At 58.7% G+C, this 19,153-nt stretch carries 18 protein-coding genes and 3 pseudogenes; 11 read left to right on the top strand and 10 right to left on the bottom strand.

Annotated features, from left to right (window positions below):
- Both O4G76_RS08545 and O4G76_RS08540 read right to left on the bottom strand, forming a co-directional pair.
- A partial coding sequence (locus tag O4G76_RS08545; RefSeq protein ID WP_269396942.1) for a 2-C-methyl-D-erythritol 4-phosphate cytidylyltransferase occupies positions 1 to 112 on the bottom strand: 112 nt, incomplete at its 3' end.
- A gap of 314 nt (positions 113 to 426) precedes the next feature.
- Entirely contained in the window at positions 427 to 1,779 is a 1,353-nt protein-coding gene (locus O4G76_RS08540) for a hypothetical protein (protein ID WP_269396938.1), read from the bottom strand.
- A 155-nt stretch (positions 1,780 to 1,934) separates the two neighbouring features.
- Between O4G76_RS08540 and O4G76_RS08535 the strand changes: the two are divergent.
- The 5 genes and pseudogenes from O4G76_RS08535 to O4G76_RS08515 form a co-directional block, all read left to right on the top strand.
- Positions 1,935 to 2,276, top strand: a pseudogene (locus tag O4G76_RS08535) (DDE-type integrase/transposase/recombinase); the annotation flags it as partial.
- A gap of 307 nt (positions 2,277 to 2,583) precedes the next feature.
- Positions 2,584 to 3,666 (top strand): non-hydrolyzing UDP-N-acetylglucosamine 2-epimerase, encoded by a 1,083-nt coding sequence (gene wecB / locus O4G76_RS08530; protein ID WP_373568023.1) that lies wholly within the window; start codon positions 2,584 to 2,586, stop codon positions 3,664 to 3,666.
- Positions 3,666 to 4,937: a UDP-N-acetyl-D-mannosamine dehydrogenase gene (wecC, locus tag O4G76_RS08525; RefSeq protein ID WP_269396936.1), complete on the top strand. Its 1,272-nt coding sequence runs from the start codon at positions 3,666 to 3,668 to the stop codon at positions 4,935 to 4,937. Before wecB ends, wecC begins: the two co-directional genes overlap by 1 nt.
- A 33-nt stretch (positions 4,938 to 4,970) precedes the next feature.
- Positions 4,971 to 6,905: a glycosyltransferase gene (locus tag O4G76_RS08520; RefSeq protein WP_269396935.1), complete on the top strand. Its 1,935-nt coding sequence runs from the start codon at positions 4,971 to 4,973 to the stop codon at positions 6,903 to 6,905.
- 57 nt (positions 6,906 to 6,962) lie between these two features.
- Positions 6,963 to 8,648 carry a glycosyltransferase family 4 protein gene (locus O4G76_RS08515; protein ID WP_269396934.1) on the top strand — a complete coding sequence of 562 codons (1,686 nt, stop codon included), beginning with the start codon at positions 6,963 to 6,965 and terminating at the stop codon, positions 8,646 to 8,648.
- A 124-nt stretch (positions 8,649 to 8,772) separates the two neighbouring features.
- Here O4G76_RS08515 and O4G76_RS08505 read toward each other — a convergent pair whose 3' ends face one another.
- The 5 genes and pseudogenes from O4G76_RS08505 to O4G76_RS08485 form a co-directional block, all read right to left on the bottom strand.
- Positions 8,773 to 10,197, bottom strand: a complete 1,425-nt coding sequence (locus O4G76_RS08505; RefSeq protein ID WP_269396933.1) for a hypothetical protein — start codon at positions 10,195 to 10,197, stop codon at positions 8,773 to 8,775.
- Between the two features lie 483 nt (positions 10,198 to 10,680).
- Positions 10,681 to 10,911, bottom strand: a pseudogene (locus O4G76_RS08500) (IS3 family transposase); the annotation flags it as partial.
- Positions 10,912 to 10,923: 12 nt separating this feature from the next.
- Positions 10,924 to 11,829 (bottom strand): recombinase family protein, encoded by a 906-nt coding sequence (locus tag O4G76_RS08495; protein WP_269396932.1) that lies wholly within the window; start codon positions 11,827 to 11,829, stop codon positions 10,924 to 10,926.
- Complete coding sequence (locus O4G76_RS08490; RefSeq protein WP_269396931.1) at positions 11,829 to 11,969, bottom strand: hypothetical protein; 141 nt, start codon at positions 11,967 to 11,969, stop codon at positions 11,829 to 11,831. Before O4G76_RS08490 ends, O4G76_RS08495 begins: the two co-directional genes overlap by 1 nt.
- Positions 11,970 to 12,014: 45 nt before the next feature.
- On the bottom strand, positions 12,015 to 12,278 hold the full coding sequence (locus O4G76_RS08485; protein WP_269396930.1) for a hypothetical protein: 264 nt from the start codon (positions 12,276 to 12,278) through the stop codon (positions 12,015 to 12,017).
- Between the two features lie 393 nt (positions 12,279 to 12,671).
- Between O4G76_RS08485 and O4G76_RS08480 the strand changes: the two genes are divergently transcribed.
- From O4G76_RS08480 to O4G76_RS08455, 6 genes and pseudogenes are all read left to right on the top strand, one after another.
- Positions 12,672 to 13,880, top strand: a complete 1,209-nt coding sequence (locus O4G76_RS08480) for a hypothetical protein (protein WP_269396929.1) — start codon at positions 12,672 to 12,674, stop codon at positions 13,878 to 13,880.
- Positions 13,881 to 15,027: 1,147 nt separating this feature from the next.
- Positions 15,028 to 15,252 (top strand): AbrB/MazE/SpoVT family DNA-binding domain-containing protein, encoded by a 225-nt coding sequence (locus O4G76_RS08475; RefSeq protein ID WP_269396928.1) that lies wholly within the window; start codon positions 15,028 to 15,030, stop codon positions 15,250 to 15,252.
- Positions 15,249 to 15,356, top strand: a pseudogene (locus O4G76_RS08470) (type II toxin-antitoxin system death-on-curing family toxin); the annotation flags it as partial. The gene O4G76_RS08475 and the pseudogene O4G76_RS08470, both read left to right, overlap by 4 nt.
- A 1,141-nt stretch (positions 15,357 to 16,497) precedes the next feature.
- The gene (locus O4G76_RS08465; protein ID WP_269396927.1) at positions 16,498 to 17,091 is read left to right on the top strand and encodes a DUF433 domain-containing protein; all 594 of its coding nucleotides are present in this window, start codon (positions 16,498 to 16,500) and stop codon (positions 17,089 to 17,091) included.
- A gap of 24 nt (positions 17,092 to 17,115) precedes the next feature.
- Positions 17,116 to 17,550 (top strand): DUF5615 family PIN-like protein, encoded by a 435-nt coding sequence (locus O4G76_RS08460; RefSeq protein WP_269396926.1) that lies wholly within the window; start codon positions 17,116 to 17,118, stop codon positions 17,548 to 17,550.
- A 67-nt stretch (positions 17,551 to 17,617) separates the two neighbouring features.
- A complete protein-coding gene (locus O4G76_RS08455) occupies positions 17,618 to 17,872 on the top strand; it encodes a transposase (protein ID WP_373568022.1) in 255 nt (84 codons plus the stop codon).
- On the opposite strand, the gene O4G76_RS08450 is transcribed toward O4G76_RS08455, so the two are convergent.
- The 3 genes from O4G76_RS08450 to O4G76_RS08440 form a co-directional block, all read right to left on the bottom strand.
- Entirely contained in the window at positions 17,830 to 18,189 is a 360-nt protein-coding gene (locus O4G76_RS08450; protein ID WP_269396925.1) for a helix-turn-helix domain-containing protein, read from the bottom strand. The genes O4G76_RS08455 and O4G76_RS08450 overlap by 43 nt on opposite strands.
- The gene (locus O4G76_RS08445; protein ID WP_269396924.1) at positions 18,186 to 18,455 is read right to left on the bottom strand and encodes a type II toxin-antitoxin system RelE/ParE family toxin; all 270 of its coding nucleotides are present in this window, start codon (positions 18,453 to 18,455) and stop codon (positions 18,186 to 18,188) included. The genes O4G76_RS08450 and O4G76_RS08445 overlap by 4 nt, the downstream gene beginning before the upstream one ends.
- 352 nt (positions 18,456 to 18,807) lie before the next feature.
- Positions 18,808 to 19,059 (bottom strand): helix-turn-helix domain-containing protein, encoded by a 252-nt coding sequence (locus tag O4G76_RS08440; protein WP_269396923.1) that lies wholly within the window; start codon positions 19,057 to 19,059, stop codon positions 18,808 to 18,810.
- Positions 19,060 to 19,153 lie beyond the last annotated feature (94 nt).

Raw genomic sequence — 19,153 nt, 5'->3', positions numbered from 1 at the left:
CCATCGCGTGATGCAGCAGCGGCGCGCCCCCGATCTCGTGCAGGACCTTCGGCAGGTCCGAATTCATCCGCGTGCCCTGACCCGCGGCCAGGACGATCAGTGCCGTGCCCATTGCTGCCCCGAGTTCTGGTGACCTGTTATTTCTTTTATGAAGCATAAAATTAATACTATTTGAGGCTGGCAGTTAGGTGTGCGCTTCTAAGGGATTATGTAATAACGATATACAGAAATGATTAGGGTCAGGGCTTCTGTAGAAAGGGCGTCTTAATCCAGGCGCATTTAACAATACCGGTCGTCCTGTAGTGCCGGGAGATTGAGGCAGTAGTCATACCATGCCCGGCCCTGACAGGGCCATCGCTTAAAGTTCTTGGGACATATTCTTCGGGCTGTGGTCAGCGCGATGGCCTTGCCTTCTCCTTTACTGGCCTACCGGTTTAGAGACAGTTTCAGGCTTCTTAGGGGTTTGGTAATGCGCCATGACGTGCTGTCATGAAAGCCCTTTACCATTTCATTATATTGCCCCTGCAGAGCGGCTTTTTCTTCGCGAAGTGCTACAACTTCGCTTTGGATCTCTGCATGCTTATGCTGGATCGCTTTTAGCTCCTGTTGGTGAGATCGCTGTAGATCGTTCAATTGGATTTCGTGCTGCTGCATCAGCACCGCAACATCCTCAATTCGCGCGGCGTGCTCTGCCTCGAGTTCGGCCTTCTGCCTACGCAAGACTTCTAACTCCCCTTGACTATCGGCATGTGTTGTTTTGGCGCTTATCTGGGATTTCTCAATTTCGGTCATTCGAGCGGTCACATCAGAATTTTTCTGCCATTGAGCGTTGTGTTTCAGCTCCGAACTAATTCCGGTCTTTGTCCGAGTACGTTCGGATTCAAGTGATTGCTGTAATAGGCTGATCTGGGATCGAGCCGTCAATAGGTCTGATTTGCACTGCTCGAACTGGTCCTGCAGTGTCTTGATCTGATGATCGCGGTCAGCAGTTTCAGCTTTTATGACTGCAATCTGCTGGGCATCTTCGATGCCCTGCCCGAGCCGACCAAACACTTGGCGGGCCACCATGTGCAGCGAAGAGACGTCGTCGGCGCTGGCCAGCCGACGCAAGCGTTCGGGTTGGTCGTCTCCATACAGTATGACGTCTAGAAACTCGCCCCCCGGCGACGTCGTCCCGGTCAGCACCGGATGCCCAGCTTCATCAAGCAATACCCGTCGTAGATCCTGAGATCCAAACACATGCGCAGGCTCGCAGACTAAGACGATGGCATGTTTGGATAGTTTCGGCAGCCAGCTTTCTAGAATGATGCGGGACAACTCCTCGTCCAAGTGGCTGTTCAGCACTAGAACGTCGGCGTCCCGGATAAGCTTTGAACCTCCTGCGGGAAGTCCTTTCAAAAGGATCGAGATATCACCGTATTGCGCGTCATGCGGCGACTGTAGATCGGTCGGCAGAGGACTGTCGCCGGGATCGATCCCCAAGCAGAATGTCTGCCCGCCTAGTCGCTCCGCTGCTTGACACAGCGCCATGTAGATCAATCCGTCACCAAGTCCGATCTGCATGACCTTCCGCGGTCGGACCGTTTCCATAAGCCAGAACAGAAAGGGCAGCTTATTAAGCAAGGGCGAGGCAACTGGATGGCGCGCCGGCCAGAATATTGCCTTACTCGCCAACGGCATGTTGAAAACTTGGTCGCAAGATTTGGCCAGTTCGTCGGTTGGTTGGGTTGCATCGACCGACACCCCAGCTTTCGTATCTTGAGGATCGCTTCTGCTCATGATCAGGCCTCGACAGTCTCGCATGCTCCAACCTTTCGCATAGGATGGTTCCCCTCAGGGGGAAACCCTAAAGTTCCGCCTTGACCTGCTTCCAGGAAACCGGACCCCCGGATCTGGGGAAAGTCTCGTAAACTGCCGAGCAGGCAACGCAAGGAAGATCGATGCGGACTGGCCTGCGGGCACGGCCCCGTTGACGCGGCTTGCCGAAAGACCAAGGTGCGCGCTCCGTTATCGCCGAGAACCTTCTCGCCAGAGACTTCTGCGCGGATGGACCGAACCTGAAGTGGCTGGCCGACTTCACCTATGTCTGGTCAGCCGAGGGCTGGCTCTACGTCGCCGCCGTCCTCGACCTGTTCTCGCGCCGCATTGTCGGCTGGTCGATGAAGGCGGAGCGCGATGCCGCGCTCGTCATGGACGCGCTGATGATGGCCGTCTGGCAGCGCGGTAAGGCAGACGCTCTGCTGCATCATTCGGATAGTCAGAAGATGGTTGTCAGTTCTTGGGTGGTTTGACTCAAATACCGATCGCCCCCGGTAGACTGGCGCCGCAAGGTGCCTCGGTGCGGCCTGACCCGCACTTAGATCGACCAGCGTGTCTTTCCCTGGACCTGTCTGCCGCCCGGGAGCGCCCTGCGGTGAGGCTCTGCCTCGGCCATTGCCCTAGTAGTGAGAGTATTAATCCTCACTCTAGTATATCGCACCCAAGGTTGATAAACGCGAGGCCAAAGCTAAGGGCAGTTCGTTCAGATAGGTTAGTCCATTGAAAGTAATAACAGTTTTTGGGACTAGGCCAGAGGCTATCAAGATGGCTCCGGTTGTGTTGGGCTTGCACGCAGACCCTCGCTTCGAGTGTAGGGTCTGTGTTACCGGACAGCATCGGGAAATGCTTGACCAAGTAACGGGGCTGTTCGGCATCCGTCCGGATCATGACCTGAACGTCATGCGATCAGGTCAGGATCTCTACGGTGTGACAGCCTCAATCTTGCAGGGCTTAAAGCCGGTTCTGAAAGAAGAAGCACCTGATATGGTACTGGTGCATGGGGACACAGTCACCACGCTGGCCACGACCCTTGCAGCCTATTACGCACGTATTCCAGTCGGCCATGTGGAAGCCGGGCTGCGTACCGGAAACCTCTATTCCCCTTGGCCGGAAGAGGGAAACCGTCGGGTTTGCGGCGCGCTTGCCGCCTTGCATTTCGCGCCAACCGAAACTTCGCGTCAAAGCCTTCTGAATGAGAACGTTTCCGACGAACTGATCTCTGTCACCGGCAACACGGTCATCGACGCTTTGTTCGAAGTCGTATCGCGCATTGAGGCGGACGCGGCTCTGAAGGCAAGCTTGGACGCCCGTTTCGACTTCCTGTCGCCCGAGCGGCGCGTCGTACTCGTGACCGGTCATCGCCGTGAGAGCTTCGGCGGTGGCTTCGAGCAAATCTGTATGGCCCTCAGACAGATCGCTAAACGGTTCAACGACGTCGATGTGGTCTACCCGATGCATCTCAATCCGAATGTCCGCGAGCCTGTGCAGCGCATCTTGAGCGATCTGGACAACATCCACTTGATCGAACCCCTAGACTACCTGCCTTTCGTCCACCTGATGAGCCGTTCGCACATCATCGTGACAGACTCGGGCGGTATTCAGGAAGAGGCCCCATCCATGGGCAAGCCTGTCCTGGTGATGCGCGATACGACGGAGCGCCCCGAGGCAGTCGATGCCGGCACGGTGCGGCTCGTAGGAACCGATACGAACATGATCGTCGATTGGGCCTCGAAGCTCCTGACCGATCACTCCGCCTACGAAGAAATGAGTGTCGCTCACAACCCCTACGGGGACGGCAAAGCAACCGCGCGCATTCTGGACGCGCTTGCGAAATTCGGAGTCGCCTGATGACCAGTCCCATCCACACTGTCTGCCTTGTCGGCCTCGGCTACATCGGTCTGCCCACAGCGGTAGTATTTGCTCTTCGCGGCATTAAGGTAGTTGGGCTTGACGTCAACGCCAGCGCGGTCAACAAGATTAACAAAGGCGAGACGCATATCGTTGAGCCCGGCCTCGATGATGCGCTGCGCCGTTCGGTCGACGCTGGATACCTGCGGGCCACGACCACGCCGGAAGCCGCCGATGCCTTCCTGATAGCCGTTCCGACTCCCTTCAGGGAGGACAGCGCCGAGAATGTGCCAGACCTATCCTATGTCGAAGCGGCCAGTCGTGCAATCGCGCCGGTGCTAAAGCCCGGCGATCTCGTCGTTCTGGAATCGACCAGCCCGGTCGGAGCCACTGAGCAGATGGCCGACTGGCTGGCCCAAGAGCGGCCAGACCTGACCTTCCCCGCCACCCACGGGGAAGATTCAGATATTCGGATCGCCCATTGTCCCGAGCGGATTTTGCCCGGTCATGCGTTGACCGAACTCATTACCAACGATCGTATCATCGGGGGCGCAACCAAGGCCTGCTCTTCCCGGGCGCGTTTGCTCTATAAAATGGTCGTCGACGGCGACTGCATCGAGACCGACTGCCGCACCGCGGAAATGGCCAAGCTAACCGAGAACAGCTTTCGCGACGTGAACATCGCCTTCGCTAACGAACTGTCGCTGATCTGCGACAAGCTCGGCATCAACGTTTGGGAGCTGATCCGTCTGGCCAACCACCACCCGCGCGTGAACATTCTGCAGCCCGGACCCGGCGTCGGAGGCCACTGCATCGCGGTCGATCCCTGGTTTATCGTGAGCCAAGCCCCAGAAGAGTCGCGGATCATCCGCACCGCCCGTGAAGTGAATGACAGCAAGCCCGAATGGGTGCTCGCTAAGATACACCAAGCGGTTGCCGAGAGCACCGCCGAGACGGGTCGAACCCCGCGAATTGCCTGCTTCGGTCTAGCCTTCAAGCCGAACATCGACGACATGCGCGAAAGTCCCGCCCTGCGGATCGCGACACGGCTTGCTGAGATCTACCCCGACAGGCTCGATGTCGTTGAGCCCTTCGCTGAAACGATGCCTGCCGAGCTGGTTGGAAAGGCAAATTTGGTCAAGCCGTCGAAAGCGCTGGTAGATTGCGACATCCTTGTGCTTCTTGTGGATCACGACAATTTCAAGGCGATGCCGGTTCCTGCACGTCGCGAATTAAAGATAATCGATACCCGCGGAGTATGGTCGCGATAGAGCCTTGAAGACATCGGATCTATAACTCTGGAGATGGCATTGGATTCAGTAACAAAAGGTCGCCTGCTGATGACCGCCGCCATGAAGCTCGAGGCGGCGGACAGGCGAAAATCCGCTAGTGTTCTAATCGATCAAGTTGTGCAGGGCAAAAACGACTTGCCGACGCTTCGGAGATTATCCGTATGCCGGAATGTCTTCTTAAAGGAGGGGATCGAGCAAGCGGCTAGGCCGCTCGCAGTGGCATGGCAGGGTCATGGTAATACGACGTCGGACAAGCCGAGAGCCTTGAGTATTCTGGATGAAATCAGCGAACTCAACTGGTCGACAGATTTCGAATGCATACGGTTGAATCGTTCGACGGCCCAGACTCAGGCAGAAAATCTGCGTTATGACTTCGTGCTCATGGAAAGTGCATGGAGGGCCCATAATGATGACTGGCACTATGCGTTTACTTCTCCTAACCTGGCTCATGCTAATGCCAAAGCACTGACGGCAACGCTTTCCCTGCTTCGGAATGCGATCGACAAGCCGATTGTGATGATCAACAAGGAAGATCCGCTTCATTTCGACAAGTTCCTGCCGGTCATGAAGTATGCGGACCATATCTTCACCACTGACGAAGAAATGGTACCCAAGTATTTCGAGCATACAGATGCCTTGAGCGTGACAGCACTTCCTTTTGCGGCAAATCTTAAGATTACGAATCCCGTAAATCGCGTTAGAGAGCCACAGGAGGACTTGTGCTTCGCCGGCTCCTACTACTCGGAGGGTCACGAAGAGCGCGCTCGGCAGATGAACTACATGCTGGAACCGGTCGTGGAGTTCAAAGGCGCGATCTACGACAGGATGTCGGTACACGAAAATCCGCGCTACCATTTTCCGGAACGCTTTCGGCCCTTCATCCGACCCGCTGTTAGCTTTAGAGAAATGACGAGCATTTATAGAAGATTCAAGGTCTTTCTGAATGTAAATACGATCATTTCATCGCCAACGATGATGTCGCGGCGGGTTTACGAGCTTCTTGCAAGCGGAACCCCTGTTGTTTCAGCGCCCTCCAAGTCCTTGGAAGAACAATTCTCCGGCATTGTCCTGATGGCGACCACCGCGGGCGAAGCCGTGGACCAGGTCGGACGACTGCTGAATGACGACCGACACTGGTGGAAGACCAGCCAACTCGGCATTCGCGAGGTCACACTCAAGCATCAATACACCCATAGATCGGATGTTATACGATCTGTGGTGCTTGGCCAGGAAGCAAAACGGGAGAAACCCCTCGTCTCAATCATCTTGTCCACGAGACGTTGGCTCTTTCTCGACAGGATTGTTGAGAACATTTCTAGGCAGACCTACTCTCGCATTGAGGTAATCTTCGCGCTGCGGGAAGACTGGCCCCTCGAGAAAGTGACCGAGTTGGAAAACCGTCTAACCGGCGTGGGCAATATCGAACGCGTCAGGATCATGAAGTTTCCCTCGACAGTCTCTCTTGGACAAAAGCTGAATGCCGCGATCGACGCAGCGCAGGGAGAGTTCATTTCGAAGTTCGACGACGACGACTGGTACTTCCCAAATTATCTGAAAGACATGATGTTGACCTTCGATTTTTCGGGGGCGGATATCTGCGGAAAATGGACATTCCCTGTATGGCTCGAAGGAAGCGATACGCTTATCCTTCGAAACCCCGGCCATGAGCACAAGATCACAAATTTTGTATGTGGTGCTAGTTTTGTAGCTAAGAAGTCTTGGTTCAAGAAAGTTCCATTTCCCAGTCGGAGTCAAGGGGAAGACACAGACGTCCTGAAAAGGACTTTGGAGATGGGCGGTAAAATATACTCCGCCGACCACTTTAATTTCATCAACTATCGTGCGGCCAATAATCAGCATCATACTTGGCGCGCCGATGATGATCTTTTCAAGAGAACCGGAAAAATTGTGGGCAAGATGAAGGATTTCCATAATTGGATCGTGTGATATCGAGATTTGTCGCCGGACGGATCTATCGGCTGGACACGAATCCGTAGACTGAGCGTGGCGGTCGTGTTCGAAGAGGGTTCTATGGAATTTCCGGATCAGGATCGGCGGCCCGAACGAATGTCTCCAGTAAAGGAGGCATCGAAGACCTTCCCGGAGTTGACGCCGGACTTGGCGCCGGCGCTGTTTGACGCTGCATGCATGTTGGGAGCCGCCGATCGGCAGGATTCAAGACGCGTGCTTCTGCAGGCTTTGGCTTCGCAATCCTCCGGGCTGCGGGATCTCAAGACCGGATTTCGTAGAGCGATCAACGCTTCGCTCACGGATCTTGCAGGGGAGTGCCTTGCCGTCGCCGAAAATGCGATGCTGACATCCGCAGAGGATGACTGGGTGCGGCAGGCGCATCTGGAACTAGGAAACATCACGCCTTTCAGCGCTGAATTACTCAGGCAGCGCTTGAGTGAACTCCCGAAGAAGCCTCCGCCAAGCTCTTCGGGCGCAATATGCTACATGTTGCACATGAGCCTACCTCACAACGTGACCGGCTATTCAATGCGTACACAAGAGTTCGTGAAAGAAATGATAGCCGCTGGCCAGCAGGTGCATTGCATGACCCGCCCCGGCTTTCCGGACGATGTCGGCCAAAAGCGGTTCGCCAGCCAGGATACGATCGACGGGGTGACGTATCATCGCATAGCCGAACCCAGCCGGATTCATGTTCGCCAGACATCCTATATGGATCGAGCGGCAGAAGTCTTGGCGCAGAAATTCGATGTGCTGCGGCCCGCTATCGTGATGGCTGCGTCCAACTACGAAACCGCTGCTCCCGCCCTAATTGCGGCGCGACGGCTCGGCATTCCTTTCGTATATGAAATGCGGGGTTTTTGGGAGTTGACGAAGCTGTCGGTCAATCCGGCCTACGAGGAAGACCCGCAATTTCGCCGATCCTTTGATCTAGAGGCGGAGGTCGCAAAGAATTCGGACCAAGTGTTTACTCTGACCCAAGGAATGGCTGCTGAATTGCGCCGTCGGGGTGTAGTTGATACGCAGATCGACATTTTACCCAACGCCGCGGATCCAAAACGATTCCGACCACGGAGGCGGGATGCTGGCTTTGCCCATAGGATAAACCTGCATGAACAAACCCCGGTGATCGGATATATCGGATCATTTACTCATTATGAAGGATTGGATGATCTCGTGCGTGCGTGCGGAATACTGCATCGGCGCGGGCGGGACTTTCGGCTACTTCTCGTAGGCGATGAAGCTCGGCACCTTAAGGGCCAGATCATTCCGAAGCTTCGCAACTTGGTTTCCCTAGAAGAGCTCGACGAGAAAACGACAATGACGGGTCGCGTTCCTGCTTCGGAGGTGGAACGCTGGTATTCACTTGTCGATATCTCTCCGATACCGCGGAAATCGACGCCAGTTACGGACTTGGTTTCACCTCTCAAGCCCTTCGAGGCCATGGCTATGGAGAAAGCCGTTCTCCTGCCGGACCTTCTGTCGATGCTAGAGATCGCCCGAGACGGAGAGACCGGCTCCTTCTACCAAAACAGAAGTTGGGCCGCCCTTGCGGAGGCCTTGGATGAGTTGCTGATAAACCCCAGAAAGCGGCACGCGTTAGGCCGAGCTGCGCGGCGCTGGATAGTGAGGGAGCGTAACTGGGAGTTGGTCGCACGCCATTGCATCGCAACGCTGGCCGATACCAAAAAACTGGATGGATCGGCGTGGATGATGTGACCGCCCTGCCTCGCCATCTGCTACGAGCGGCGCGCCGACATCCACGAGACTTTCGTGATCCTCGGCTGCGCCCTCATCTGCCTCAACCAAATTAGAAGGTTTTGTTGGGTCTTCTTAATGCTAATTAGCTATAGAAGGAAACTTCGCCATAGCCCCATGTGTTTCCAACAACATTCTTTTGTAGCGTCTTGTTCTCGCGTTCCTCTCTGTTCACGGATAGCATTGTTTCAAGAATGTGTCTGCAGTTGTATGGCACAATTGCAAATCCAGTCATATCTATTTCGGCGTACCAAAGTGATGCCCACTTAGTATTGCGGTGCTCCCAGTAAAACAGATCTTCCCATGAGTAGTCATAGATCCGATCTGTCGTAAACTCAGTGTAAATAATATATTCTTCCATCCACTTTATTAACTCTGCAGAATTTGCTGCTTTAGACTGCGTGAACTTCTTGGCTAATTGAATGGGGTCAGGTCCGCTTCCGTCGCGTTTCTTGTAAAAAACGGTGCCAGTTTCCGCCCCTAAAGAGATGGCAATAGTTCTATTGTGCGGCATGCTTTCATAAAAGGCTCTAGCCAAGGCTGGATAGCGCGCGCCGTATTTAAAGGATTTGGAGTAAAGCTTGTGGAATTCACTACTGAAATCTGTTGGCATTACTGGAAATACGGAATGTGGAATGCCGCTTCTTCTAGCTACTTTGCTTGCTCCAGTAACATCAGTTATGGCCGACTTGCTCGGGCTTTCAGATTTTATATAGGTAAATGCTTCAGAGCCAGCGGGATATTCGTTTCTGAGGGCGGCAAGAACCGCGATGCTATCAGAGCCAGCAGTAAGGCCAATTTGCGCTCCTTCATCAATTGACATAATCGCGCTTCTTCTCAGAAGGCGTTCGAATTTACGGCAGGCTGCTTCGACGCTCATGGTGGGTACTGAACAAGTTGGGTAGAACCTTTTATGGATAAACGTGTTGGTGTTAGTGTCTAGCTGTCCATAGCAGTTTGCGAATACACTGGTTACTTCGGAATACGGAGTTTTAAGTCCAGGATAGTACTTGCCTCCTGGTTCCTGATAGTCTGGAGAGCTCATAAATTTTGAAACTTCTTCGCAGCGATCGATCTTCAGTAGGTGAGCTGCGAGCCCCCAGTGAGAGGAAAATATGCTTTCCTTATCGCTGGCTCCATGATGTATTGCGTATGTAGCGCTGCAGTCAGGTACAGCGGTAATAATCGGTCCATCACATATGAAGCAGGCAAATCTTCCTGCTAGATATGATACATATTTTAAGCACGATTCGAATCCGCTGTCTAAATATATATCAAGCGCTTGTTCTGCGACTTTCTTGGTGTCTGATGTTCTGTCGTATAGATCAAAGGCGCGACCAACAAGCGATATGCTTATTTCAGTTCCCGACCTGGAGGCAAAAAATTCGGTCTTAGGCGATAGTTTTAAATCATATTTTTTTGTAAGCGAATAGCTAGACCAACTTTTAAATTCTTCAAAGCTAGATTTTTTGGGAGTAATGGCATACCCGCGGCTGTATTCTTCGTTCATCTTTTTTCCGGCGTTGATTTCGGTTTTTTGATGTAGGAGAGTGTTTTTTAATCTGGTGATACCGTTTGAATCTTGCCTTCAATTTGATATTTATCATATGATTTCGGCGTCAATGTTGCGCAATGAATCCTTGGGCATGAGTGCACCCTATTCCCGCTTTTTTTCACTGGCTGCTTTGATCTCGGCCCAGCCGAGAGACAAGCTTGCAGATGGTGCGCTACGGCTGGATGCATTTACGTCGTTGCCTTTCCTATGGTCCCTCAAGGCTCGCTGGGAAATGAAGGCGGTCAAATGCCCGCGCGTCATGCGGTGTCCGAATTAGGACATTACGTGCTAGAAAGCTGCTCCACCAGCGCTGTGTACTCAGGACCCGTTAACCTGCAAAGCCAGAAGATGACGGTCGCAGCCAAAGCGACGGCAGATAGGAACACCTCCGGGTGAATAGCCCCGCGTTTGTTGGACGCCTTCGTGCCTGAGTTTTTGCTGCCTCTCGAACTCGAGGGGTGACAGCATTCCGTTTTGAGAATGCTTGCACTTAGGGTTGTAGAACATCTTGAGGTGGTCGTACACGTCCCGTCGAGCTTCCTCGCGCGTGCGATAGATCCGGTACCTGACCCGTTTGCGCTTGAGCAGGTTGAAGAAGCTTTCGGCGACGGCATTGTCGTGGCAGTTGCCACGGCGGCTCATGCAATGCTCCAAGTTGTGGGCTTTCACTCCGCGGCGATCCTATCCGCTGCGCTCCACGTCGTCTTCAAGCAACCCCGCCTTCTGCGCCCGATCCAACAGGTGAGCCACTGAGGAGGTCGCCCATTTCGACCGGCCCCGCGGCGTCGGCTCCCGCATCGCCTCGAGCCGCGCCGCGATCTCCTTCAGTGTCATCTCCGGCGCCGAGCTCTTGATGCCCGCTATGATCGCCAGGATCCGGTCGTCCTTCCGCGCGGGCGGGGCGCGGTCGAGCACGGCACGATCCAGCAGCCCGTCTTTCACGAAGCGCCCGGCGGCGCGCCGCAGCCGCTCGACGGTCCAAGGCTTCGCGCTTGGATGCCGGCTGTTGATGATCCGCACGACGTCCTCCCAAGGGAGCCGCGGCCGGAACTGCCGGACGGCGGGCAGCCACTGCTGCGCCTCCTCGTTGAGCTTGTCGAAGTAGCTGCGGTCGCGCGCCCGGCTGACCTTGGCGATCGCCTCCGGGTCGCGGTCCCGCAGGCCCGGATTGCCGCCGACGCGGCCCTTCTCCCGCGCCGATGCCAGCCCCGCCATTGTCCTCTCGCGGATCAGAGCCCGCTCGAACTCGGCCGTCGCGCCGAGGATCTGCAGCGTGAACTTGCCCTGCGGCGAGGTCGTGTCGATCGGATCGCCCAAAGATCGGAAATGCGCCCCGCGGGCTTCCAGCGTCTCGATGACCTCGAGCAGGTGCGAAAGCGAACGGGCGAGGCGGTCGATGCGCACGACGACCAGCACATCACTGCGGCCGAGGCTGGCCACCAGCTTCGCGAGGACCGGCCGGGCGCGCGCGGCGCCCGAGGCGAACTCCTCGTGGATCTCGGTGCAGCCTGCCGATTTCAGTTCGCGGCGCTGCGCGGCAGTGTCTTGAAGGTCGGTCGAGACGCGGGCGTAGCCTATGAGTGCCATCAGCGTGCCGCTTCATCGCAAAGCACGACCTCGACCGTCTCCTGGAATGGCGAGCCGCTCGGCACCTCGCTCAGATGTTCGGCAATCCGGGCGAACCCCTCGCGCGGCGCCGGCTCGAGGGCAGGGGAGGGGAGGTCCATGATGATCTCTTTCGCGCTAGATCTGCACCGCAACGACTGCGTTCGTTAAGCCAGCTCCCGGAATGGCTGCTTGTCCTCGTCCCAGGTCCCGCCGTCGCTGACGACCTCGGTTTCCGCACTCGTCTTGGAGTTTCGGGAGAGTTTCCACACGGCATCGAGAAGCTCGGCAAGCTCATTCCCGGTGACGCGTGCTATCACGCTCTCGGGGAGGGCACGAAGCAAGGCCTCTGCGGTAGTCCTATGCTCGCCAACCTCGGCCAGCCGCATGGCGCGATTGATCTTGGTCCGATGGCTCGGGAACGTGGTCATGCTGTATCTCTTGGTTCGGCCTGCGAATGCAGGCGAGATGGACGTTACCAGCGATCGAGCCCTCCTGCGGCTGCCAGAACATGGACCCTCCAATGCAACTATACTAGAGAATACGGTCGTTTGAAAGCACCGGCAAGGGGCGCGCAGCCTTGGCGGAGACGACAGGGAAGGGGAGACCCAAGAGCCAGATCCCTTTGCTCGCAAGGGCGCGGACTGAAGCCTGCGATTTCGTTCCGGTCGTAGCGCACGCCCGGACTGGACAGGATCACGCTTCCGGACCCCTCCCACAAAAGGCTTTCTAAAACACATCTGCAATCCGCAGAGACGATTGAAGATGAGACTATACATCCTCAAGTAGGATGAGAATTATGTGGCATGGCAGGGGTTTGACTGATGGCCTTCGATGACACCGAAAAGGCGCGAAATGCCGTCTCGACCTTCATGCGGGCCGAGGTTCTGGCTACGCGGCTGGAGGCCATGGCCCGTGCCGAGCCCGCGGTCGGAAACCTCTGGCGCTCGGAGATCGCGCTGGCCGAGGCCGTCGCGAGCGCGGGGCTCGAGGGCATCCGAATCTCCGAGGGCGATCTGCTGCCACGCGTCGCGCTGAATGGAAGCCAGGATGCGGATCCGACCGGTGCGGAGCTGGCGCTGAGCCTGATCCGCGCGCTGAAGGCGCCGGGCGATCCTCTGACGCGGCCTGTCCAGACCGTCCGGCGCTTCGAGAGGGCGGCAGGCACCGGAACCGGGCCCGGTGTGGACCCGGCCGATGAGCCCGAAGGCCAGCGGCTCGATGACGCCGAAATCGAAGGCCTCTTCGCGGACCTCAGACCCGGCGACATGCCGATCCTGAGCGCGGCGCGGGCGGCGGCCGGCTACGCGGCGCTGTCGCAGCGCGCCAACCCACTCGTCGAGCGGTTGATCTTCATGGCGGCCGACAGCAGCCTGCGGGGCCGGGTCGCGCGCGGGATCGGTCCCGAGGACGTGTTGCGGGGTCTGTCGGGGCGGGTCGATGCGCACTGGGTCTCGCCGCCCGCCCTGGCGCTGAGCCACCGGAGCTTCCTGCCGTGGTCGCCGGGCAGCGAGGCGGGGCTCCTGACCCTCGGCACCAATCTCGCGCGGCTCTTCGAGGCGGAGGTCGGGCGCTTCGCGCTGTCGCGCGACTGGCTGCGGCGCGGGCAGGAGGCGGCGCAGGGCAGGGGCGGGCGCTCGCGCATGGCCGATGCAGTGCAAGCCTTCGGTACCGCGCCGGTGCTGAGCTCGGCGCTGCTCGCCGAGACAATCGGCGTGTCGATCCGCACCGCGCTGACCCTGCTGGGTGAAATGACGGAGCTCGGTCTGCTGCACGAGATCACCGGTCGTCAGACGGCACGGATCTGGGCGGTGCCAAGTCTGGGCGCGCGTCTCGCGGCGCGCCCCGCGCGTGGCGCCAGGCGGCGGACCGTGCCCCCCACGCCCCCGTTTGGACGCCACGACACCGGGCATCCGGGGGATCGCGAGATGCGGGAGGCGGCGAAGCAGCGCATGGAGCGTGCCTTCGCGGATCTCGACGTGGCGCTCGACCGGGCCAAGGCCCTGCTGATCGATACGCAGCGGCGCGGTTGAAGCCCGGATGGCGAGAAGGGCCCGTGGCCTGACATCGCGGCGTGCCCCGCAAAGGTCAGCATTCGGCAGCGACGTGACCTATGTTCGTCAGCGCGGCGCCAATCCGAGCCATCAAGACCCGATCACCGGCGAGGGGCGGCAAGCTGTGCAGGAGTGACGGAGTTCCGCTCATACCGCTGGGTGCGATGAGGACATTGCCTCTCGATCGCCCCTGCCGCTTCCGGCTTCCGCAGTTTCGGGGAGGTGCGATGCCGGCTCAAGCCCTGACAGGCTGGATGTCATGACCTGTCGGCTGGAGTCGCTGGCGATGCTGACGAGCAGCGCTAGCAGCACGCCGCAGCCTGCCGCAATGAGGAATAGGGCCAAAGGCCCAAACCCGGTATTTGCCATCATGAACACGTCTCACTTGATACGGGTCGTCGTCCCGGCGTGCCGATACAGCTCGCTATCCCCGCCCCTTGGCTCAGATACTGCGCCGATGCAACTTGGTCAGCAGGGCCTGTACGATTGATCGGCATGGGGGGCAGATCGGCATCAGCGTCCGGGCCGGGCTGCGGTCAGCTGGAGAGGGGCCGGCGGGCTCGTGTTCGAAGAAAAGCCGGAGAACGCCCGGCCAAGCCCCGGGAAATTGTCGCTGCGCCTCTGATGGCTGACGCTCCCCTTGCACGGCAGAGGCCGCCTCTGCGCGGCGTGACTGCATTTCGATGCGCGAGCCGGCACACTCGGAGCAGACCGGTATGCCAGAGGGAGCGTGGGCGGTGCCAAGGGAGCGGCTCGGCCTGGATCCCGGGGCCGCTTCAGGGACAGGCGTTCAGTCTGCGGCGCGTCTTTGGGCAGATGGGGCCTCGAAGCTCAGTCCCGGACCCGGCGCCCGGTCGCCGGACGCAAGGAAGACGATGTCCTCCGCCTCGAGCCGCAGCGCTTTTGTTGGCGCAGGCCCCGCGGCTGCTGATCGCACTGCTGCTGCGCGCTTCGGGCGCAACGTTCGACCAGCAGGTTCTGCGCCGGATGGCCGCAAATGTCGGCGCCTTGGGCGATTTTTGGTGAGGGCGGGACATTGGGCGTCAGCCCCTGACGGTGAATGTCGAAAGGGCTGCTGGGCGCGAAGGATGGTGTATATACCTCCATATATCCAAGGGAGCGTGCCATGATCGAGACCAAGATCCGGAAAGTGGGCAATTCCGCGGTCATGACGCTGACGACCGAAATGCTGACGATCCTCGACGCCAAAGAGGGTGATACGCTTTTCGTGGGGCGCGGCGATGATGGCAGCCTGAAGATCACGCCGTATGATCCAGCGATCGCGGCTGCTCTCGCCGCTGCAGAAATCGTGATGGATGAGAACCGCGATCTGCTGCAAGCCCTCGCATGAGGGAGCCCGTCTGGGTTCCACTTGCCGCCGTCCTCGCCATCCATGATCGACAGATCGCCCGCCACGGCGGTGCCTCCGGCATGCGTGACCGTGCTCTTCTGGATGGGCTGCGCCGTTTGGAAGCTACGCCGTCTCGGACCAGCTTCCTAAGCGCTCCTGGGGGTGAGTTTTCGATGCCGATAGGGGGTCAAAATGGGGCGCCGATTGACATGAAACCGATCTGAAGCCCCGAAGATCTCTTCGGGACGCACCGGCATTCACGTGTAAGGCTTTTCAGGTTTCCGGCGGGGCTTTTCGACATGCACCGTCGGGGGCTGGACGCCGGGGGCAGACTTTGCCGTCATCCTCCCAAGAGCCCGCCATGGCCGCGCACGGGCCGCGCACGTCCCGAGACGGGCTCCCCGAAAACCTCATGGTTCGCCGTCAGGGCGAGCGGGGCTCCTTCAGGAGAAGGCCCTCGAGCCCCATTCCCAGTCCGCTCGTTCCCTGAAACGGGGCGAGGTGTCTTGCCTCAGCCTTCAGGTGAGCGCCGGCATCTTGGCTCCTTCCCGTCAGCCGAGACGGCCTAGGGCAGGAGGCGGACGGGGGGGCGAGGGCTCACCCGAAAAGTAAGCGAAGCGGCATGGCCATGGCGTCGAGCGAGGCCGTCGATCTCCCGCCGCAGGGGAGCGGTCGGAAAGCAACTCCCCCGTTCGAAGGAATGCGCGCCATGCTGGCCGTGATGAAGCCATGCCGAGTGGCAGGGTGCGGCTGAGAGATTTCTGCCGTCCATGCCCTTCGCTTGCCTCAGATCACGCTGCGACGGGTGTCCGCATCTCTTCAGTGCGGAAATCTTCGGTCTTCTCCTTCGAAGAGCAAGTCGGCGCCACATCGATGCCTCGAGTTTCGCAATACGGCCGCGGTGGGGTCGGAATGCCAGCCTACCTGCGCATTCCGTCCCAAGTCCGGCTTACCTGACCTCCCAGGAGGTTGCCCAAGGCATCTGACAGGAGGCGGGTCTCTTTGGCATGCCTATGCGAATTTTTAAGTTCCGATGACTTTCAGGGCGCACTGGGGCTTGTCGGGGCATTGATGATGGGTTGGGGAGCCCCCCTGGCGGCACTTGTGCCACCTTGTCTCATTTCTGCGATCCCCCTACATGTAAACTCGTCCGGTTGTCGGACGGATTTACGGGAGGCTTCCCCTATGCCTGCAGCCACGCGCTACTCTCCCAGGCGGAACCTCTCGATCAGGGAGGCCGCGCTCGTGACGGGCGTCGATGTGAAGCGCATCCACAGGCTCATCGACGACCGCCTGCTGCCCAAGAAGGTCTGCAGGATTATCGAGGGGCGACGCATGCTTCCTGCTTACGCGGCCCCGATGGTCTGCTTCGGCGCAGGCGATGGGGCGAAGCTCGGAAAAGAGCTCCGCCTGGCGGCGATGCGCTCCCTCGAGAAATTCGCGCGGGAAAGCCTCGCGGTCAGGCCAGGGGCAACTGACAGCGTCGATCTCGCATATGACGAGGGGAACATTCACATCGACCTCTCCCCGGCCATCAAGGCATCGATGGAAGGCCTTCGCCGGTTGGAGGCGGCGAATGAACGCATCGTCTCCGATCCTGCCATCCGAGGGGGGCTGCCGACGATCCGTGGAACCCGCATCGGTGGGTACGAGGTTGCCGCCATGGCCAAGGCCCACGGGGCGGGGGAGGTGCTCGAGGCCTATCCGTCGCTGTCCGCCGAGGACATCGATGCGGCAGTGATCTACAGCGAAGCGCATCCGCGTGCGGGCCGGCCGAGAAAGGTCTCTCCGCCGGGAAGCCGCCTGCGGTCGGTGACGAAAATTGCGCTTGATCCATAGGCCCGCGCGGCGGGCGCCGACCCGGTGAAGTTCCTCATCGACGAATGCCTTGCGCCATCCCTCGTGCGCCATGCGATCGAGGCCGGATACCACGCATCCGGGCACGTCGTACATCGCGGCATGCAGGGCTGGAAGGACCATCAGATCATGAAGGTCCTGATCGAGCAGGACTGGACCTTCGTGACCCGCAACTCGAATGACTTTCGTCCCCGGTCTGGTAGTCGCTCCGAGGCGCCCTGCTATGTCGGCGTCGAGCTGCATGCGGGGCTGGTCTGCTTGAACCTTCCGGCGGGCAGCGCGGCGAAGCAGCAGGAGGCCTACTTCCGCGCGGCGCTTGCGGCACTGGGGTCCGAGAGCGACCTGACCAACCAGGTGCTCGAGGTGTGGCCGGATACCGATGACCCGGGAAGCGTCGTGGTGGAGCGCTACGATTTCCCGGATGAGGACGAGGGTGAGTAACTTGGGGCGGCCACAGCTGAACAGCCGCCGTGCTTTTGGACGCCTTCTTCGCTAATTTGAGAAGGCCATGACGAGCGGCAGCAAGTTCAGCGACGAGTTCGAACGGGACGCGGTCGCGCAGTTCACCGAGCGAGGCTACCTGGTCAGAGACGTTTCGAAGCGGCTCGGGGTCAGCCCGTATTCGCTCTGCGCTTGGAAGAAGAAATTCGCGAAGGTGTCATCAGATGAGGCGGAGGGTAGCGCGCTGACGCAGTCGTGGCCGATCACCGACGAGGCAGATCACGCTGCGACGGGTGTCCGCATTTTCTCATTGCGGATGTAATAGCGCGATCCCTCCTTCCTGGAGGACTTGCTAAAACCGATCTCGACGTCCCGATCGAGCTTCATCATGATCTCGAGAAGCTTCTCCAGGGCGAAGCCATGGAGCTTGCCGTTCCTCAGGGCGGAGATCTTCGGTTGCGGCAGGCCCAGGAGTTCTGAGGCCTGAACCTGAGTCAGGTGGCGATGATGCAGGATCGAGTTGATCTGCCCAACGATGGCGGCCTTCAGCTTCAGTTCTGGCGCATCATCGAGACCGAGATCGGCGAATACGTTGCCGCTTCCGACTTCGATCTCCAGGGGAGCTTGATCTCCGGTCATTTCTTCTTCCTTTTCGCGGCCTTTTGCGCTTGGGCGAGGTGCTGCTTCACCTGGCTCAGCCGGGCTTTGATGAGATCGATATCAGGCTTCGGCGTCTTGATCCCGATCGTGGACTTCTTCTGAAACGAGTGCAGGACGTAGATGTCCTCTCCAAGCTTCATCGCATAGACTGAGCGATAGGTGTCGCCATCGTGATCCGCAACGCTCTCGAAGACTCCCGCCCCCAGGCCGATCATGGGCTTGGTGTAACCTGCCTTCCGACCCATCTGGGCTTCGCTTGACGCGCACTCCAGATGATGCTCACCGCCTGGTCGGGCTGCGAGAAGTTGGTCCGATCACCGACGCGCAGGCTGTCGGCCTGCGTTCCGCGGGCCCCGCCCTTCTCCGCGACGTGTCGGCGCAACGCATCCGAGTCCGGCAACAGGTTTTCGAAGAGCGCTGTAACCGGATCACCCCGCAACGGAAGCGACAGCGAGATCGGTAGGGCCGGTGCCTAGGCCCGCCAGTCCGCATGGTCATCGAAGCTGATGGCACCGCTGGTCTCGCGGCGCAGGCGTCCCGGCGCGGCGACTGTTCGAGTAAACACCGAGCGGCGCGTTTCCAGGGCGCATTGCCCCATCAGGACAGCGCCTCGACGTCCGATGGTGCGCTCTTCGACCGCGCGCCGATCGTGAACTCGAGATCGAGCGCGGCCAGAACCGCCAGGATGGAGTCGAGCTTCGCAGGCCGGTCGCCGGTCTCGATCAGGGAAATGGTTGCCTGGCGCAGACCGGCACGGTGGCCAAGCTCCGACTGCGACCAGCCGTGCAGCTTGCGGGCACGCCGGATGGCGGCGCCGATCTCCTTTGGTGTGCGCGCGAGTTGATCCATAGGCGCATGCATACGCCTTGGCATGGGTAATGTAAATATACGCTATGTTGTATAAAAACCATCTATGTAACGTAGCGTATGAAGGGGCCTCATT

This window comes from Limimaricola sp. G21655-S1 (genome assembly GCF_027213785.1).
In the GTDB taxonomy this organism is placed as follows: domain Bacteria; phylum Pseudomonadota; class Alphaproteobacteria; order Rhodobacterales; family Rhodobacteraceae; genus Limimaricola.
The sequence above is the reverse complement of the archived record's forward strand: the minus strand, read 5'-3'. Positions and strand labels throughout refer to the sequence as shown.